This window comes from Moritella sp. 5 (genome assembly GCF_018219455.1).
Taxonomy (GTDB): domain Bacteria; phylum Pseudomonadota; class Gammaproteobacteria; order Enterobacterales; family Moritellaceae; genus Moritella.
In genome coordinates this window covers 996,139-1,015,376 of sequence record NZ_CP056122.1, presented here as the reverse complement: position 1 = coordinate 1,015,376, position 19,238 = coordinate 996,139, and the positions used below count along the sequence as shown (strand labels likewise).

Annotated in this window: 19 protein-coding genes; 3 read left to right on the top strand and 16 right to left on the bottom strand. The window is 39.7% G+C overall.

Annotated elements, in window-relative coordinates; translation table 11 throughout:
• Positions 1-178: 178 nt before the first annotated feature.
• The 15 genes from HWV01_RS04650 to HWV01_RS04580 all read right to left on the bottom strand — a co-directional run bounded on the left by HWV01_RS04650 (position 179) and on the right by HWV01_RS04580 (position 15,878).
• Positions 179-1,006, bottom strand: a complete 828-nt coding sequence (locus tag HWV01_RS04650) for a flagellin (RefSeq protein ID WP_211674287.1) — start codon at positions 1,004-1,006, stop codon at positions 179-181.
• A gap of 470 nt (positions 1,007-1,476) precedes the next feature.
• A complete protein-coding gene (locus HWV01_RS04645) occupies positions 1,477-2,301 on the bottom strand; it encodes a flagellin (protein WP_211674286.1) in 825 nt (274 codons plus the stop codon).
• A 116-nt stretch (positions 2,302-2,417) separates the two neighbouring features.
• Positions 2,418-3,656: a flagellar hook-associated protein FlgL gene (gene flgL, locus HWV01_RS04640; RefSeq protein ID WP_211674285.1), complete on the bottom strand. Its 1,239-nt coding sequence runs from the start codon at positions 3,654-3,656 to the stop codon at positions 2,418-2,420.
• A 5-nt stretch (positions 3,657-3,661) separates the two neighbouring features.
• Positions 3,662-5,641, bottom strand: a complete 1,980-nt coding sequence (locus HWV01_RS04635; RefSeq protein WP_211674284.1) for a flagellar basal body rod C-terminal domain-containing protein — start codon at positions 5,639-5,641, stop codon at positions 3,662-3,664.
• Between the two features lie 99 nt (positions 5,642-5,740).
• Positions 5,741-6,724 carry a flagellar assembly peptidoglycan hydrolase FlgJ gene (gene flgJ / locus HWV01_RS04630; RefSeq protein WP_211674283.1) on the bottom strand — a complete coding sequence of 328 codons (984 nt, stop codon included), beginning with the start codon at positions 6,722-6,724 and terminating at the stop codon, positions 5,741-5,743.
• A gap of 295 nt (positions 6,725-7,019) precedes the next feature.
• Positions 7,020-8,153, bottom strand: a complete 1,134-nt coding sequence (locus HWV01_RS04625) for a flagellar basal body P-ring protein FlgI (RefSeq protein ID WP_045111464.1) — start codon at positions 8,151-8,153, stop codon at positions 7,020-7,022.
• Positions 8,154-8,294: 141 nt separating this feature from the next.
• Positions 8,295-9,050 carry a flagellar basal body L-ring protein FlgH gene (locus HWV01_RS04620; RefSeq protein WP_211674282.1) on the bottom strand — a complete coding sequence of 252 codons (756 nt, stop codon included), beginning with the start codon at positions 9,048-9,050 and terminating at the stop codon, positions 8,295-8,297.
• 47 nt (positions 9,051-9,097) lie between these two features.
• Positions 9,098-9,886 (bottom strand): flagellar basal-body rod protein FlgG, encoded by a 789-nt coding sequence (flgG, locus tag HWV01_RS04615; RefSeq protein ID WP_211674281.1) that lies wholly within the window; start codon positions 9,884-9,886, stop codon positions 9,098-9,100.
• Between the two features lie 49 nt (positions 9,887-9,935).
• Positions 9,936-10,679, bottom strand: a complete 744-nt coding sequence (gene flgF / locus HWV01_RS04610) for a flagellar basal-body rod protein FlgF (RefSeq protein ID WP_211674280.1) — start codon at positions 10,677-10,679, stop codon at positions 9,936-9,938.
• Between the two features lie 184 nt (positions 10,680-10,863).
• A complete protein-coding gene (flgE, locus tag HWV01_RS04605; RefSeq protein WP_211674279.1) occupies positions 10,864-12,171 on the bottom strand; it encodes a flagellar hook protein FlgE in 1,308 nt (435 codons plus the stop codon).
• Between the two features lie 21 nt (positions 12,172-12,192).
• Positions 12,193-12,903, bottom strand: a complete 711-nt coding sequence (locus HWV01_RS04600) for a flagellar hook assembly protein FlgD (protein WP_211674278.1) — start codon at positions 12,901-12,903, stop codon at positions 12,193-12,195.
• 16 nt (positions 12,904-12,919) lie between these two features.
• Complete coding sequence (gene flgC / locus HWV01_RS04595) at positions 12,920-13,339, bottom strand: flagellar basal body rod protein FlgC (protein ID WP_045111470.1); 420 nt, start codon at positions 13,337-13,339, stop codon at positions 12,920-12,922.
• A 2-nt stretch (positions 13,340-13,341) separates the two neighbouring features.
• Positions 13,342-13,737 (bottom strand): flagellar basal body rod protein FlgB, encoded by a 396-nt coding sequence (gene flgB, locus HWV01_RS04590; protein WP_211674277.1) that lies wholly within the window; start codon positions 13,735-13,737, stop codon positions 13,342-13,344.
• A gap of 326 nt (positions 13,738-14,063) precedes the next feature.
• Positions 14,064-14,888, bottom strand: coding sequence for a protein-glutamate O-methyltransferase CheR (locus tag HWV01_RS04585; RefSeq protein WP_211674276.1), 825 nt, complete (start codon positions 14,886-14,888; stop codon positions 14,064-14,066).
• Between the two features lie 54 nt (positions 14,889-14,942).
• Positions 14,943-15,878 carry a chemotaxis protein CheV gene (locus tag HWV01_RS04580; RefSeq protein ID WP_211674275.1) on the bottom strand — a complete coding sequence of 312 codons (936 nt, stop codon included), beginning with the start codon at positions 15,876-15,878 and terminating at the stop codon, positions 14,943-14,945.
• A 165-nt stretch (positions 15,879-16,043) separates the two neighbouring features.
• On the opposite strand from HWV01_RS04580, the gene flgA reads away from it, so the two are divergent.
• The 3 genes from flgA to HWV01_RS04565 all read left to right on the top strand — a co-directional run bounded on the left by flgA (position 16,044) and on the right by HWV01_RS04565 (position 17,577).
• Positions 16,044-16,742 (top strand): flagellar basal body P-ring formation chaperone FlgA, encoded by a 699-nt coding sequence (flgA, locus tag HWV01_RS04575; RefSeq protein WP_211674274.1) that lies wholly within the window; start codon positions 16,044-16,046, stop codon positions 16,740-16,742.
• A gap of 73 nt (positions 16,743-16,815) precedes the next feature.
• Positions 16,816-17,130: a flagellar biosynthesis anti-sigma factor FlgM gene (gene flgM / locus HWV01_RS04570; RefSeq protein ID WP_211674273.1), complete on the top strand. Its 315-nt coding sequence runs from the start codon at positions 16,816-16,818 to the stop codon at positions 17,128-17,130.
• A gap of 18 nt (positions 17,131-17,148) precedes the next feature.
• Entirely contained in the window at positions 17,149-17,577 is a 429-nt protein-coding gene (locus HWV01_RS04565) for a flagella synthesis protein FlgN (protein WP_211674272.1), read from the top strand.
• A 52-nt stretch (positions 17,578-17,629) separates the two neighbouring features.
• Here the strand turns inward: HWV01_RS04565 and HWV01_RS04560 are convergent, their stop codons facing one another.
• Positions 17,630-18,997 carry an L-serine ammonia-lyase gene (locus HWV01_RS04560; protein WP_211674271.1) on the bottom strand — a complete coding sequence of 456 codons (1,368 nt, stop codon included), beginning with the start codon at positions 18,995-18,997 and terminating at the stop codon, positions 17,630-17,632.
• Positions 18,998-19,238 lie beyond the last annotated feature (241 nt).

The window sequence follows — 19,238 nt, the reverse complement described above, 5'->3', positions numbered from 1 at the left end:
TAATTTCAACAAATTACAACAAGCACTCAAAAGTGTTGAATAATTGTTAATCAACTCGGCCTAATGTTATAAAAAAGGGAAGGGATAATTTAAAAATTGAAAAGGACATTTCCAAGAATAGAAATGTATTATTTTGGCCCTTTCGAGCCAAAATAATAGGCGATTAGCCTTGCAACTATTAACCTTGTAATAATGACATGGCTACTTGCGATTGCTGGTTCGCTTGGCTCAGCATGGTACTTGCAGCTTGTTGCGATACTTGATTCTGAGCCAGTTTTGCTGATTCAGCGGCAAAATCGGCATCCATAATACGTGACTTAGACGCAGACACATTTTCCGAAATATTAGTTAAATTACGGATCGTTGATGAGAAACGGTTTTGCTTGGCACCCAGATCACCACGGATGTCCGTCACCGTTGCAATTGCGGTATCTAGATTATCAATAGCCTTTTGCGCATTTAAAGGGTTTAAAATATCAGATGTCGCAGTACCAACACCTAAGCCGAGCGCATTCATGTTCGTCGATATTTTTACAGTAATGATTTGATTCGCATCGGGACCGATTTGGAAATCTTGATTAAACGTCGAATTTAATAAATTCATACCACCAAACGTTGTATCCGCAGCCACGCGATTAATTTCTTCTTGCAACTGACCATATTCATTATCCAGTGCAACACGATCTGCGGCACTATTTGAGCCATTCGCAGACTGAATTGATAATACTCGCATACGTTGTAGCATATTGGTGGTTTCGTCTAGTGCACCTTCCGCTGTTTGCGCAAGAGATATGCCATCATTGGCATTACGTGCAGCTTGATTTAAGCCATTAACTTGAGACTCTAAGCGAGAACCAATCTGTAGTCCTGCCGCATCATCTGCAGCGGAGTTAATACGCTTACCAGAAGATAGGCGCTCAAATGATGTTTGTAACGCATTTGTAGAGTTCGTCAAATTACGTTGTGAATTTAAAGATGCTACATTTGTATTTACATATAAGGCCACGGTATCTTCCTTTTTGCTTGTTTCAAATTAAATAAATGTTATGTATCTTAGATAAAGCAATCGGCATGCCAAATACATTTAAAATGAAAACAAAGTTATAACACACTGTTTTTACTTGCAATTAAACTTAACTCTCATTTTTTATCGCGTGGTATATTAATCATTAATAAACCCTAATAACCATCAAGACAAAATTTTGCCGTCATATTGCCAGTTGCGAATGTTCAACAACAAATAATTGTCAGTTGTATTTTTGATGACAAAAAATGACACTACCAGTACAAGTAAACAATGATTTTAAAGATAAGATTTAATATCGAAATGATTAAAATTCGGTGTAATAAAAGAGAGTAGAGAGTAGGAAGGTAAAATACTTTTACCTATACGCTTACATAGGGCAATAATGATAAGGATATAGGTAAAAGCAATATATTAGGCGGCCCCAAAGGGGCCAGAGGGAGCCCCCCCTCTTAGCCTAATAACGACATAGCAACTTGAGATTGTTGATTAGCTTGACTTAGCATTGTGCTTGCAGCTTGCTGAGAAACTTGATTTTGCGCTAATTTCGCAGATTCAGCAGCAAAGTCTGCATCCATAATACGAGATTTAGATGACGATACATTCTCAGAGATATTTGATAAATTACGAATTGTTGATGAGAAACGGTTTTGTTTCGCACCCAGGTCACCTCGTATATCTGTTACCGACGCAATCGCCGTGTCCAAACTTTCGATAGCCGTTTGAGCAGCTGTCGCAGTAAGTACATTAGACGCAGCAGTACCAACGCCTAAACCGAGTGAGTTCATGTTTGTGGTAATCTTAACATTAATGACTTGGTTAGCATCAGCACCCACTTGAAAGTCATTATTAAATGATGCATCAAGTAACGTCTCGCCACCAAACGTTGTATCTTTTGCTACACGATCAATTTCATTTTGTAACTGACCAAACTCTTTATTTAGCGCTTCGCGATCGGCAGTACTGTTTGAGCCATTGGCAGATTGGATTGAAAGCACACGCATACGTTGTAACATATTGGTTGTTTCATCTAACGCACCTTCAGCAGTTTGTGCCATTGAGATACCATCATTGGCATTTCGCGCACCTTGGTTCAAACCGTTTACTTGTGCTTCTAAACGAGAACCAATTTGTAAGCCCGCAGCATCATCAGCAGCCGAATTAACTCGTTTACCAGATGATAAACGTTCAAACGATGTTTGTAGTGCATTCGTCGAATTAGTTAAATTACGTTGTGAGTTTAAAGACGCAACGTTAGTGTTTACATATATAGCCATTCGTTTTCCCTCTGTGTTTAACGTGATTAAGCAGCGACATAATTTGTATGTAAGTCGTGCTTAAGTTCCAGTCTATAAATTATTTATGTATTTAAAATAGCAAGTTGTGTGCCAAACTATGACACGGAGTTAAATAAACTTAAGTTATTGATTTTATTAAATGACTTATAGCTCATCTCAAGAATATTTTGCTCTTTCGTTAAGTCAGTCATTGCCGCGGCAAGATCTGCCTCGGTAAGAATTGCCATCGCTTCCTGATTAATAACCTTAAACGATTCATTTGACTCTGTTACACGTGTAATCGTGTTATTACGACCACCAAGCGTAGACATAGTAGACATCACTGAATTTTTAGCATTTTCAATACCAATTTGTGCATCCGCCATCTGCTCTCGAAATTCGGTATTTGATAATGAAGTATCCGTTAGTGCCGTTTTTAATGACTCGAGTGTGTTCAAAATATTGACATTATTCGGTGGTTCTAAAGATATATCGGCACTACCCGGTGAAGTCCCTTGCGCCGTAATGTTGACACCATTAAAACGAATTCCCTTTTCTGAAGTGAAATTACCACTTTGAAGCACACTATTATTACTATCTAAGATCTCAAAAGTATCACTATTACCGGGAAGTAACGGCGCTATAACATTAAGCTTAAAGGTATTGTTTGCTGGGTTACTATGATCATAATTCTTGCCGTGGAAATTATCATATTCCCCTTGGTCTACGACTTCAGTCGTCACGGTCATGATATTACCGGTAAGATTACTGCTATTCGTGGTTAACCGAGCTGGGGCAGATTCAAACACTCGCTTGCCATTATCGCTCCCCTTAATATAGACATTGGTCGCGATTTGAATATCATTGTCTTGTTCATTACCACGATAGGTATATTCTCCCGTTTGATCATCTTTGACATACGCTTGTAAATGCGACGCGGTACCAGAAAAAATAAAATCGCCACTGGCATTTTTACTATTTACTAAACTGAATACTTCTTTTTGTACTTGGTCTATTTCTAACGAAATGGCATATCTATCTTGCGAATCAACGGAACCATTAAGCGCACGAACCGAAAGCACCCGTCCACGTTCCATCGCAATATGTAAGTTATTGAGTGTTGTTTCTTCTAAGCCTAATGTACTTTTCAACATCAACCCATTAGTTTGGTATTGGGTATTTTTTTTGATTTCATCATTCAGGTAACTCGATTTCGCTATTTCAGCTGGTGCATCACCCGAAGTACGAAACTTTTCTTGAGAGGTGACTTGCGAATGTGCCGTATTCAAGCGCTTTTGTGTTTGCGACATGTCTTGCATCGAGCGAGAAAATATTTGGTTATTGGTTAATCGCATCTTAATTACCTCGCTGCATTCAGAATGGTATCGAATATTTTTTGGGAAATACTCACCACTTGTGCGGATGCATTGTAAGCCTGTTCATAACGCACCATATTTGCAGCCTCTTCATCAAGATTAACTCCAGACACACTTTCAATCCAATTACGGCTTTGCACTAATTTCGCTTCATTTGCAGCTGAATCAACGCGTGCGGCACGGGTTTTATTACCAACCGTTGAGATCATGGTTGAAATGCCCTCAGCAAACGTCATCTGGTTTTCACCATTGTTTTTATGATTTTTACGTAATTTGGCGTCATTTTCTAAGCCAGCTAGTTTTAAACCATTACTGTTATCTGCAATGGCGTCACGGTTGTAAGCTAATGTAAAAATTTCACCTGGATTTGGTTTACCATCCATTTTAATTTCATAGCCCACGCCCGGATTTAAAGGTGGAATAGCATTAGCAAATAAATCCTGTCCATTCAATGCGCCAGAACTGGTGGCCATATAACTGCCATTACCATCATAAATATCAAAATCACCGCTGTTATTCACCGAGATCTGTTGTGGTGCCGTGATATTTAAATCGTTATTTGTAAAAGAGAGAGTTGAATCCGATATCTCCGTAACGGAAATTCGGCTCATTGTCGTATTAGTCGGCCCTGTCTTTGCTCGCAAGATCGAGGCTAACGCAATATCTTCTGGTTGCGAGCGGGTGACATCATAATCATTAAGATTAAACAACGTCGGACTCATTAAAAATTTATCTCCACTTTGAAAACCACCCGTTGCAGCAGAAAAATCAATTTCAAAACCATGGTCAGTGACTTCGACTGGACCTGGATAAGCACCATTAATCGCCAGCGGATTCGCACTGCGCTCACCATTTTTAATTTCATAAACATCGAAACTCATCGAGCTGGTCATCGATACTTGATATTGACTGGTTGTTAACGAACTCCCCTCGCCTGCGATTAGTTGAGTTGTGATCACATGCGCAGGATTAGAGTTACCTGAATAATGTTTTGCTTGTGTTGACGGAATTGTGTATATCTCTTTACCCATTTCGCCATTCAAGTCTAAGCCCATTCTGTTTTGAGTGTTCACTGCATCAGCAATACCAAGGCTTAATTGGCCTATCTCTCGTAACGATGAATTAATGGTTTTATCGCGGAATTCTATCAATGCGCCAATACGTCCACCAAGCTCAATATCTTGTAGCGGCATGGTATTTTTATCAATTTTTAAGACCAGTTCCATATTGCTGGGATCGGGATCACCACCAACCGCTTGGAACTGACTGACACTGTTTTGCATCACTAACGGTTGCCCGTTCAGCAAATTAATTGAAATGCTTTTGTTGTCATTCACAATCGTTGATATGTCGAGTTCTTTTGCCAGCGCTTCGATCGTAACATCACGCTGATCAAGTAACGTGCCAGAAGCACCTCGTGAGGTATTTTCCGCAATCATCACCTGCTTATTAAACCCTTCAACTTCTTTAATCAAAGAGTTAAGTAACGCTGGTTTCTCTATAAGTTCACTGTTTACTGTTCTTGCTTGATTATTTAACTGCTCACCAACATTACGGAAACCGGCAGCCAACGTTTGCGCATCGGCAATCACTAATTGACGATTTGAAATCGACGTTGGATCATCATTGGCAGTATGAAAAGATTCAAATAATTGCGAAACACCTGAGCTCATATTATTAGATTCATCAGAAAGGACTTGGTCTGTACGCGTGATTTCAGCAAGCAACTTTTCTTTATTACTAAAAGCACTGCTATCAATTAATAATTCAGCTTGCGCAAATTTATTAACTTCACGACCAGTAACAGAACGAGCAAGGCCCATGTTATCTGTTTGTGAGTTATGCTGGGTGCGCTGACGGCTATATCCATCCGTATTAACATTCGAAATGTTATTACCTGTGGTATTAAGCATTTGCTGGTGACCTAAAACACCAGACGTGCCTATTTGTAATAAATTTGCCATCAGATTACTGCTCCAACCATCAGATCATCACTCCAAAATAGATTATCTGTAATTCTTTATATTCAGTTATAACTTATTCAGTTACTCAACTAAGCAAGGCTATTTAAATGCATCATGTTTCATGACATTTTGTATTTTCGCTGCATAGTTAGGATCTGTTGCATAACCCGCATTCTGTAAACCATTCAAGAACTGTGCCGAGTCTGCAGAATTACGTAATGCCTCACTGTAACGATCGCCTGATTGCAAGAAATCAGCAAAATCATTAAAGCTCGACTGAAAGTTTTGGTAACTTCTAAATTGATGTTTTTCACGTTTAGCCACACCGTCGGTAAACTCTAGGGTATCCACATTTGCTGTCGGACCTTCCCAACGTTTATCTGCTTTAATATTGAATAAGTTGTGTGAGCTATCACCTTTATTATCAGTCGATACCTTCTTACCCCAGCCCGTTTCTAACGCTGCTTGAGCAAGTAATACATCCGGAGAGACATTTAAGCGTTTAGCCACCGAGTCCGCAAAAGGCGCTAATGCAACAACGAACTCTTCAGGGCTGTTGAATTGTACCTGGCTAGGTTTTTCTGCCGTGGGTAATGTGGTATTCGCTTGCTTCCCATCAACAATAAGACTCCCCTCTTTGTCAATCGTCGGGACTGTAGCAGCGTCTTTATCTTCTATTAACCCTGTATCTACAGCCTTAGTGGCTTGTAAGTTTTGCAATGGGTTACTATCCCCTTGCAATGACGAAGCTGGCATATAATTGCCGCCATTATTCGACAACTGCTTAACGATAACATCCGCTAAACCCATACTGCCTGATTGGCTCATATCCGCTGCCATTTGTTTATCTTGCATATCACGATAAAACTGGGTGTAGTTGTTATTCATTGGACTTTCGGTTTCAAATGCAGTATTCGCGTCACGCATGCTTTTCATCAGCATATTGGTAAACAAAGACTCAAACTGCTTTGCGACTTCTTTCAATGCAGTTTCATCATTATTCAGCGCACTTTTACGCAAAGAATCCAGATTATGTGTATCTAAGACGTTACTGCTTACATTTGTTTTAAATGAATTATCCATACCCAGCCCGTTACTATTTTCGATTATTATTATTTTCGATAGTTATTATTTGTCAGCTATTCGTATTACTGACTTAATGATTGAAAGCTACTGCCATTTATCCGACGCTGTTCAAAGCAATATAATCAACAACTTAAAGTTAAAAATGTATTAACTTTAACCTTTATACATAACACTGCAATTCTTAAACCAACTCTGACAATAGAATGAAATAGATACAAAAAAGCGCTATAGCCAATCACTGGTTATAGCGCTCATAAAATAAATCATAGCGTGCTGAATTAGCTTCACGCCATTAAATGATAATTAGCTGCCCATCTAATGCACCCGCATCTTTAAGCGCTTCTAAAATTGACATTAAATCACCCGGCGCGATACCAACCTGATTGACCGCGCGGATCAAATCATCGAGTGTCGCACCCGCATCAAGTTTAAACATACGTGCATCTTCTTGAGTCACATTAATCGTCGATTTATTAGTAACTACAGTTTCACCATTAGCGAAAGCATTAGGTTGTGAGACTTCTTGGGTTTCATTAATGGTCACCGTTAATCCACCATGAGTAATTGCAGCTGGTTTTAGCCTGACATTTTGACCAATAACAATGGTACCAGTACGTGAATTAACAATAATTTTTGCTGATTCATCTGCCATTTTTAATTCAAGATTTTCTAATGTCGCTAAATAAGCAACACGTTGGGAAATATCACGAGGAGCAAGTACGCGTACTGACGTCGCGTCCATTGGATAAGCAGTATTAGGACCGACAAGATTATTAATTGAGTCAGCAAGACGTTTCGCGTTAGAAAAATCGCCACGGTGTAAATTAAATGTGAGAAAATCACCATCGCCAAATGGATTCGCGACTTCCTTTTCAACAATAGCACCACTGCTGATACGCCCGACGGTAGGCGTATTAATTATCACCTTTGAACCATCTTTCCCCTCGACGCCAAGACCACCTACAACAAGACTACCTTGCGCTAACGCGTACACTTGTCCATCAGCACCTTTCAGGAAGGTCTGCAATAATAAACCACCGCGTAAACTTTTCGCTTCACCGATAGCAGCAACTGTTACATCAATCGTTTGACCAGGTTTCGTGAATGCGGGTAATACCGCGCTCACCGCAACGGCCGCGACATTTTTAATTTTAACTTTCGCGCCTTCAGGCATGGTGATACCAAAATTATTCAACATAGTTTTAAAACTTTGCGCTGAAAACGCATTACTTTTTTCACCTGTACCTGGTAAACCGACCACTAAACCATAACCGATTAATTGGTTATCACGAACCCCTTGCACAGAACTTATATCTTTAATTCGCGCTGCATGTGCAGTATTGATCGTAACAACAAAAAAGCTTAACAAGACAATGCTCATGCCGAATAAGAAATGTTGTCGTTTAATCCGAGTTGATAGTTTCATCTAAATAACCTGTGCTATAAGAATTGTCATTATTTTGGTTTATACAGCTTACTGCCAAAATTATGACAACCGCGAAATAATGGGCGTTATAGAGCTAATAGCAATTGTCATACCAAGATGTTATTTAAAGATTGGCTCAGATTAAAAAGGCCATTTATTACCATTCAGGAATTTAGTTGCCCAGCCTTGTACTTGCGCTTCCCCCAAATCATCAATTGCGCCATATTGAATACGCGCATTCGCGATCAAAGAAGAATTCACTTTATTATCAGCGTCGACATCTTGTGGGCGTAATAAGCCAGTAAGACGAATATACTCACTCCCATTATTCAGCATGAGCCACTTCTCACCACGAATAACTAAGTTATTATTAGGTAACACACGCACGACGGTAACAGAGATATTACCTTCTAAACTGTTGCTCTGATCGGCAGAACCATTTCCAGAAAAAGAACTCGTTTGATTTAAACTACCTTCAATCGTATAACCGCTAATAGTCACCTCGTCACCGCCAAGCTTGATAGGGTCTAATTCAAACGAGTTATCTTTACCTAGGTTTGAGCTGGCTTTCTTTTTAGCACTGGTTGACTCTGTCAATGTAACAGTAATGATGTCACCGACACGACGTGCTTTAATATCCGAGAAAATATTATTATTGTATTGTGGATTAAATAACGATCCCGTTACTTTCGCTTGTACTGGATTATCATCGGGTACAATCGGTGCATAATCAGGTGAGTCTTGCTGTGGGGTTTCGTTCACATCAGCTGGTTCTTCCACATCTTCGGTTTTGGTCGTGTCTGTATTTTTAGCGACCATGTCATCTTTTACTTTAACCAAAGACGAGCAACCAGCTAGCTGGATAAAAACAAACAAAGCAAGGATAAGATTACGCATTATATTTCTCGATGTTATGAATTAATGTTTAACGATTAACCGTTAAATTATAACTGTTGATTGGTATAACTTAACATTTCATCAACCGCTGAGATTACTTTTGAATTCATCTCATATACACGTTGGCTTTCAATCAGATTTACTAATTCTTCCGTCACGTTTACATTCGATGTTTCAATCGCACCTTGCACTAATTTACCCAGGCCTTCATTACTTGGAAGACCTTGTACCGGATCACCACTGGCACCCGTTTGAATATACATATTTTGTCCAATTGGCTGTAGACCACCTGGATTAACAAAGTCTGAAATATTAATCTGACCAACGGTTTGATTGTTTGTCTGACCCGGTAAACTTACCGAGACTTCACCATCTTCCGAAACGGTAACAGTTTGTGCATCTGCAGGTATTTGGATCTGCGGCTGTAATGGATAACCCGTGCCAGGTGTCACGATAATCCCTTCATCATTTAAAGTGAATTGACCGTTACGGGTATATGACGTAGTGCCATCCGGCATTTCAATTTCGAAAAAACCACGGCCACTGACCATTAAATCCAGCGAGTTATCAGTCGTTAACATATTACCTTGAGAATGATCTTTTTGGGTCGCAACAACCCGAGCACCCGAACCAACCATTAAGCCAGACGGTAGTTTGGTATTTTGCGATGATTGACCACCCGGTTGATTTACCGCTTGGTACAATAAATCTTCAAAGATAGCGCGCTCTTTCTTAAAACCAACCGTGCTGGCATTGGCTAAGTTATTTGAAATGGTTGAGATATTCGTTTGCTGTGCTTCTAAACCGGTTTTACTTATCCATAATGCAGGATTCATAACATTTCCTCGTCTAATTTATACTTTGTGTGGACTCATCAACGAACAATTAATTCACTCGTAATAGCGAATCTGATGCTTTGTCATTTTCTTCTGCTGTTTTCATCATTTTTATCTGCATTTCAAATTGACGTTGCAAATTAATCATTCCGGTGAGTTCACCAACAGCACTAACATTACTGGTTTCTAACGCGCCACCTGCTACTTGGACATTTAAATCAACGGCGGCTGGCATACCATCCGCTTGTCGAAACATGCCATCATAGCCTTTAACTAAATTTCGAACATCGGGATTAACCAGCTTTAATTGGTCAACTTCTTCCAAGGCATTTGCCGGAGCCCCCTGAGGACGAACCTCAATACGGCCATCGGCATGAATTTTTATTTGTTCAACGGGGACAGGGATCACGATAGGACCATTTTCACCAAGTACAGAACGACCTGACGATGTCAACAACTCGCCAGTCGGACTCATGTGCAGACTGCCGCTACGGGTATAACTTTCCTTATTCTTATCATCCAGCACACTTAACCAACCATCACCTTGGATCGCAACATCGAGTGCATTACCCGTTTGTTGTAGTCCTCCAGCAGTAAAATCCTGCCCCGGACTTTCGGTAATAGCAAATACACGGGTTGGTAGGCCTTCACCAAACGCTTGCATTGAACGCGCTTGTTCAAAATCAGCCTTAAAACCATGTGTATTCACATTGGCAATATTATTGGCACGAACAGCCAATGCATTCATATTTTCTTTGGCACCCGACATAGAGATATAAAGCATATTGTCCATTCGTCAATCCTCTGTCACTTTTTGTTGAAATCGTTAATTACCCGTCTAATCTCAGTAATAAAGCAATTAAAGTGCCAAAATTAAAAAGCCACCCTAAATAGGATGGCTTTTATCAAAAATTTATCTCTCGATAAATTATATGTCGAATAATTCCACTTGCTATATGGCTTACTCGTCCGTTACATTAACGGATCTGTAATACTGTATCTTGTAGTTTCGAGTTAACCTCTAATGTTCTTGAATTGGCTTGGTAGTTACGTTGTGCCGTAATTAAGTTAACAAGCTCACTGGTCAAGTTTACATTAGACTGTTCTAGTGCCGATGAATTAATCTTACCAAAGGTACCTGAGTTGGCTTCGCCAGCAATCGCAGCGCCCGAAAGTTGTGATGCACGCCAGCCCGTATCACCCGTCTGACTCAAGCCTTGTTCATTGGCAAACTTAGCCATCGCAATCATACCCAACTTGTCATTACGACCATTACTGTAGCTCGCCGCAACCATACCATCCGGGCCAATATCAATCCCCGTTAATCGACCCACAGTAGCCCCATCTTGCTCAAGCTTAGAAACTTCAAATGCAGACGCAAACTGAGTCGGGTTATTGATATTAAGTTTAATCGTCTGAGTGGTATCCGCACCGTTAGTTAAAATAGCGCCTAGTGGCAAGGTCTCTGCGATCGCAGGGAGTTGCTGTTGCAATAGTCCTGATGAATCAAATGTCATTCGCATCGCGGTCGGTTTTACTGGAGTTCCCGGAGCCGATGCAACAGCCTGACCACCAACAATATTAAGAGGTTGATCATCCACATAGTTAAACTCTAACCAAGAGTTTGCTGGTGCACCCGCAGAGCCATCTTTTACGTAATAAGTTGATAAGGTATGTGACTCACCTAACGAATCATAAATAGAAACAGACGTCGCAGAAGTATAGGTGCCACTGTCTGCGGGATCAAATTTCAATGGGTCTAATCCTGGTGATGTAGCCGGTAAATTCATCGTCATATCAACATTGCGCGTTGACTCTGGCACACCTGCTGTATCGGGGATTTGTAGCGGTTTGGTTGACGCCATACTCACCGCTTTTGGTGATCCATCGTCATTAACATCATAAACTTGCAGATAATTACCCGCTGAATTAGTCACAAAACTATTTGCATCAAGCTTAAAGGCACCTGCACGCGTATAATTACGGTCCATAGACTCAAGTCCATCAGACATAACGAAGAAACCATTACCGTTAATCGCCAAATCAAGTGAGTTATCGGTAAAGTTCAAACTACCTTGTTGGAACTGTTGTGCAACATGAGCCGTTGCCACACCGTTACCAACAGAGGTTTTTGCATTTGAGAAAATCGATGTTGCATAAACATCACCAAACTCGGCGCGAGACTCTTTAAAACCCGTGGTGTTAACGTTAGCAATATTATTTGCCGTTGTATTAAGGTCTTTCTGAGCAGCGTTAATCCCACTCAAGGCGATGTTAAATGACATAAGATGTCCTTATTCAATAAATTAGTAAGTTTTAGCTGCAACTTCTGTTGCTTCGCTCAGAGGAAGACTACCCATACCTTTCAAGTTCAGCATAATACCGTTACCTGTATTACCAATATTCACACTTTCGACATGCTGAAAACTTGATATTTTAAGGTCTTGTGCATTGCCGTCTATCGATGCAGATGCTTTTAAGCGGTAACTTCCTTCCGCCACTTTCTTGCCGTTCATGTCTGTACCATCCCAATTAAAGGCAATAGCACCACTTTTTTGTTCACCCATATCGAGCACTTTAACAACTTCACCAACTTGATTGGCAATTTGTAAACGCAAATTTGGTGCGCTCTGTGGTAATTCAATACGACCAGATACATCCTCACCTTCAGACAAAAATGCTGACGATGCTGGGGCCAATACTTTAGTACCGACCAGACTCGATGCCTGCAGCGCTTGGTTTGAGCTCATGATCGTATTTAGCTGCTCAAACTTGCTATCCATATTAGAAATACCATCAGCAGTAGTAAATGACGCCATTTGCGCCACCATGTCTGAGTTTTCTACCGGTTTGAACGGATCTTGATAAGCTAATTCTTGTGTAAGTAACGAGAAAAAGTCTTCTTGACCTAGCTCTTTGCGGGTAGTTTCTGCCGCTTGCTCTGCCGCATCTTTTTTTTCTGCTTTAAACTGACTGCTGAAGTCAGCTATATTATTACTGTTATTAATTGTCGTCACAGCCAAATACCCTCTATTAACCTTGACCTAACGTTAATGTCTTATTCAACATTTGTTTAGCAGAATCAGCTATTTGCACGTTAGTTTGGTATGAACGAGATGCACTAATCATGTTTGCCATCTCTTCCATTACGTTTACATTCGGACGATATACATAGCCATTTTCGTCAGCTAATGGATGATTTGGATTAAATTCATTAACTAATGGCGCATCACTTTCTACAATCCCTGCAACATTCACGCCAACTGCTTCATTTTGCGCAGCATTAGCTTGATCAAATTGAGCTTGGAAAATAGGATAACGCGCTTTATAGGTCTCACCGGCGCTACTACTCACACTATTCGCGTTAGCAAGATTACTCGCGGTTGTATTTAAACGAACCGATTGTGCACTCATTGCCGAACCGGCAACGTCAAAGACTCGAAATAAGCTCATAATTATTGTCCTTTAATTGCCTTGCGCATAGTTTGAATTTTACTGCTTAAAAATGACAGTGATGCCTGATATTCCATGCTATTTTGCATAAAACTCGCACGCTCAGTTTGTACATCAACTGTATTACCGTCACCAGTATCGGGTTGATTCGGAATTCTATATTGAACATCAGACGCCATACCTCTGCCGCCTGATATATGACGCTCACTAGTTTTTGATAAATTAAAACTACTGCCTTGGGTCGCACTAGCAAGTGCATCCTTAAAGCTTAAGTCTTTCGCTTTAAACCCTGGCGTGTCTGCATTAGCAATATTACTGGCTAATACCTCTGCACGACGCTCTCTTACGCCAACAGAATATTGGTGTATACCCAATGCATTATCAAAATTAATAGCCATGAACGCCTCCTATCACATTTATATCGTAATCAATCGCAGGATAATTACGATGATACAAATGATGAAAGCAACATATGTGCCAAAATAGGTAATTATAGAACTGCTTTATTTACTCTATAAATTAAAAATAAATAATAACTTTAAAATCAGCACCTTAATCTTATCTAAAGGTGGTTTTTATTAACATTGTAATTTAAAGGCATGAGAGGAAATACAGGAGGCTATCTAAAGATAAACTGTTAAATCAATTTTTTGACGGTTTATGGCGATCAATTATAGCCAATAAACGAACATCCATGTTCAAACAGTAACCGTCATAAAATAAGCTATTTTAATCTATATACGATCCCTGGATTACAACGGACCATTTCAAACTTATCCGTTAACCCAGTCAAGGATTCTGATGCGCCTAAGAATAGGTACCCACCCGGCTTTAATGATCCTGCAAATTGATTAAGGATCTGACTTTTAATCTTTGGGGAAAAGTAAATCAGTACATTACGACAAAAAATAATATCGAACTTACCGAGCAAAGCATAGCTTTCCAATAAATTTATTTCACGAAATGTCGTTAACTGCTGCACGTCACGATTCACCTGCATTTTATCATCAGGTAGTGTCGTAAAAAACTGACGCTTACGTTCAGGAGACAAACCACGACCAAGCGCTAAGCGGTCATATACCCCCTCCTTACAGTGCTGAATCATTGTCGGTGATATATCCGTACCAATAATTTGCACATTAGGTTTAACTAAACGTTTGAGCTTTTCTTGTGTTTCAATCGCTGACATGGCAATCGAAAATGGTTCTTGTCCAGATGAAGAGGCGGCAGACCAGATCTTAATTGGCTGACCTTTATTAATAAATTCAGGTAAGATCTGAGCCTGTAAATACTCAAACGGGTAAACATCACGAAACCACAACGTTTCATTAGTGGTCATCGCATCAATAACATCATTACGTAAATCACGCGCTAACATAGTCATCGATTTTTGTACTAGCTCAGTTAAACTGGTCATTTTATGCTTTGCCAATAGTGGCAATAAGCGACTTTTAACTAAATATTGTTTATTTTGCCCTAATACAATACCGCACTGAATTTCAAGAAATTCACTAAAACGGGTATAAACTTCATTTGACAATGTTTGCACTATTTTTTACTCAACTTTCTATATGAAAATACATTTATTCAATACAACTATTCCCTAGCTAGGGTCTGCTGCTTTTAATGCTTTTAAAACCGCACCCGCAAGTTCATCTGGATTAAATTTTGCGATAAAATCGTTTGCGCCAACTTTAGTTACCATCGCCTGATTAAACACACCACTTAACGACGTATGTAAAATAATATATAAACCATTCAATGACTGATCATTTCTCACTTCTGCAGTAAGTGTATAACCATCCATTTCTGGCATCTCAATATCTGAGATCATCAACGCGATTTGGTCGGTAATTGGGCCATTGGCAGCCATTTCACGAAGTTTATTTAACCCGTCTCGACCATCTTTAGCTAATACAATCTTAAAGCCAAGGTCAGAGACTGCCTTCTTAATCTGATTACGTGCAACACTTGAATCATCTACAACAAGAATCACTTTCTCTATTTCTTTCGTATCAATTTCTGTTGCCGTTTCAAGTATTCCTTCACTAACTTCCATTTTCACTGGCGCCACTTCATGCAGGATTTTCTCCACATCTAAGACTTCAACGAGTTCTTTATCAACTTCTGTCACAGCCGTTAAATAGCTAAATCGACCTGTACCTTTTGGCGGTGGTAAAATAGCTTCCCAGTTAATGTTGATAATACGTTCAACACTCGAGACTAAAAAGCCCTGTACTGAACGATTATATTCAGAAATAATGATGAATGCCTTACTTAGATCCTCAATTGGACGACCACCCGTGGCTAAGCTTAAATCAATCACAGAGATCGTTTTTCCACGTATATGGGCAACGCCACGCACTACACGATGAAGCTTAGGCAGAGTCGTTAATGGCGGACATTGTAATACTTCTTTTACTTTAAATACATTGATACCAAAACGCTGTCGCCCGTTTAAACGGAACATAAGTAATTCTAGACGGTTTTGTCCGACCAACTGTGTCCGTTGATTGACCGTATCGAGTAATCCTGCCATTATTCATCCTTAGGTAAATGTTGCTTATTTTCAACATGGCTTAAATATTGCTTACCACTGTATTATTCATTTATATTTGTTGTTTACAGTATAAAACAGTCAAAAGTTTGGCTCTTAAATCACTTTATACGTAACCGTTAATCTTATATCGGCTTAGAAACCTAAATGCTTAAATATATTTTTTCATTGTTGTTTTTCTATTGTTTCAGTTTGGTGAGTTATTTACCACTTGCGAACGCAACAGATCAACATCATGTTATTGAAGAGTTTGCAGAATCTTTTATCAAAGCGCAACTACCTAGCTCTCAGAATGAACGAGTAAGTATAGAAGTAACAAAAATTGACCGCAGAATAACAGTAACTCAGTGTGAAGGTAATATGTCTGCAGAGTTAGTTGGTAATAAAAGCTTACAACGCTCCGCGACAGTAAGAATACGTTGCAAGAGTGCTGATAGCTGGCAACTCTACGTACCAATAAAGATTATTCGACTAGTACCCGTGGTGGTTAGCAGTCGACCTTTATCAAAAGGTAGCCGATTAACGAAAAACAATACTAAAATAGAATATATGAACCGTTTATTATTACGCTCAGGTTATATTTCGGATTTGACTTTTGTTAATAGAGCACGCTTAAAGAGACCACTCTCGGCTGAACAAATGATCTCAACACGAGATATATGTCTTGTGTGTAAAGGTGAAAGCGTTACAATTACCAGTTCAGTGGGCAATCTAACCGTGAAAACTGATGGTGTAGCATTGGCTAACGGTATTTTGGGTGAAAAAATCAAGGTGCGTAATAGTAAATCGAAACGAACTGTTTCGGGTATTGTCCAAGCAGCAGGTATTATCCAAATAAACTATTAAATTTTGCTAAAGTTTTATTGTCATAAGTCGATAATCTTTTAGTACACCTGTTTACAATTCAATAGGTAGGAAAATGGCCATAAATTTAACCAATTTAAATAACCGTAGTCTCCAGCTAGATCAAGCAAGAAGTGCGCAGCAGAAAACCAGTGTTCAAAATGGTAATCCGGCTCAAACTTCACCGCAACGTATAGCACAAGGCGACTCTGTTAACATTACATCACAAGCCAAAAGTTTGACCGCTATGGAACATGATTTAGCTCAAGGTACACCTGTTAACACATCGAAAGTCGAAAGTTTGAAAAAGGCCATTGCTGATGGTAGCTATCAAGTTGATGCGAATAAATTAGCAAAGAATATGTCTAACTTCGAATCTTTACTTGCATAACCGAGTACCGTAACAGAGATGACAATAAAAGCATTGCCCGAATTACTCGTTTTACAGGTATCTTATGTGGAACAATTACTGGCTCTACTGACAGCTGAAAAATCAGCGTTAGAGTCACGCGACGTCACGGCACTAGAAAAGCTCAGTCAAGATAAGCAACAAAAAATAACCCAAATTGCCGAACTCGATGTCAAAATCAACCAGCACCCTGATGTTGCAGAATTACTCTCTACCTACCTATCTCAAAAACAACAAATTGAAACCGAACTCACTCAATGCCAAGAATTGAATGACGTTAACGGTAAGTTGATTGAACTCAATCTGCGTAATAGTAAACGACTCACCGATACCATCGTCCGTAGTCGCTCACGTAATAATATTACCTATGATAAGTTAGGCCGTACTCGCGGATCATCTTCGAGCCTAGGTTTAACATTCAAATCCTGAACCAGCGCCTTACTGATAGAATTGCTCTAACACCCTTACTGTTATATTTGAGTTAACAAACCGTCACATTAATCGCTAAACCGCCTTTCGATGTCTCTTTATATTTATTTTTCATATCATCCCCTGTGGCTTTCATTGTTTTAATCACCTGATCAAGCGATACCTTATGGTCTCCAGCTCCCATACGCGCCATACGTGACGCATTAATCGCTTTCACCGCACCAATGGCATTACGTTCAATACAAGGAATCTGAACCAAACCAGCAATCGGATCACAAGTCAGCCCCAAGTTATGCTCCATGCCGATTTCGGCGGCGTGCTCGACTTGCTCTAATGTCCCGCCTCTTATTGCCGTCAAGCCTGCAGCGGCCATAGAGCAAGCAACACCGACCTCGCCCTGACACCCTACTTCAGCGCCAGAAATAGAGGCATTTTTCTTATATAAAGTCCCAATTGCTGCACAGGTTAATAGGTAAATTTTTATTTTATCTTCTGTTAACGGGCTAACGAACTGATCATAAAAATACATCACCGCAGGAATAATACCGGCAGCACCATTGGTCGGCGCCGTAACAACACGTCCACCAGCCGCATTTTCTTCATTCACGGCCATCGCATACATATTAACAAAGTCCATGCCGTGAAACGTATCATCTTTGGCATCTGGCGCCTGTAATCGCTGGTATAACCCAGGTGCACGACGGCGAACCTTTAAACCACCGGGTAAAATTCCTTCATTACGACAACCTCTATGGATACAATCAACCATGATGCTATGCAACTGTAATAGCTTTTTGTTGATGACATCATCGGGATTTAATTGACGCTCATTTTCATACATCAGCTTGGCAATAGATAACCCGTGTAATCGACAAATAGTGAGGAGTTCATCAGCACTATCAAATTTATATTTTGGCGGTATCTTGGCATTCACTTCCAATGGCTGTTCGATGTGATCATGGTCAAGAATAAAACCACCACCAATTGAATAATACGTCTTACTCAATACAATATTATCTTGGCTTAAAGCTGTTATCGTCATCCCATTACTGTGATAAGACAAGGTTTTACGCTGGTGCAGTATGATGTTTTCAGCACGCGTAAAAGGCACAAATCCAATCTCGTTCAAGTCAATGCCTTGCTGTGCCTCTATTTTCGTTAATATTGCGGGCACCAGCTCAGAGTCGATCTTGTCTGGTTCATAACCTGCTAACCCCAAAATAACCGCGACATCACTGCCATGACCAACACCCGTCTGTCCTAACGAACCAAAGAGTGCAGCGTTAATACCTAAAATAGGTTCACTATTATCGAGTACTTTAAGCTGTTGTAAGAAATCAAATGCTGCGCGCATAGGACCTACAGTGTGTGAGCTCGATGGCCCAATACCAATACTAAACATATCAAAGGTACTGATCATAAAATACTCCCTGATTAATGAATATTACTTACTGTAGGTATAGCACATGATTGTTTGTGCAATTTTATTACTATTTTGAAAACATATTACGACTATAACTAGTTATAAACCTACATAGATCTTGCTTGTAAATTCGTCATTATCACGATGTTTATGCTGTTTAAGCTACTTTAACCATAATAAAGTCACAAAAATCTGTGGAACGATGCTAAACATAAGTAAAAAATGTAATAATAGTTCG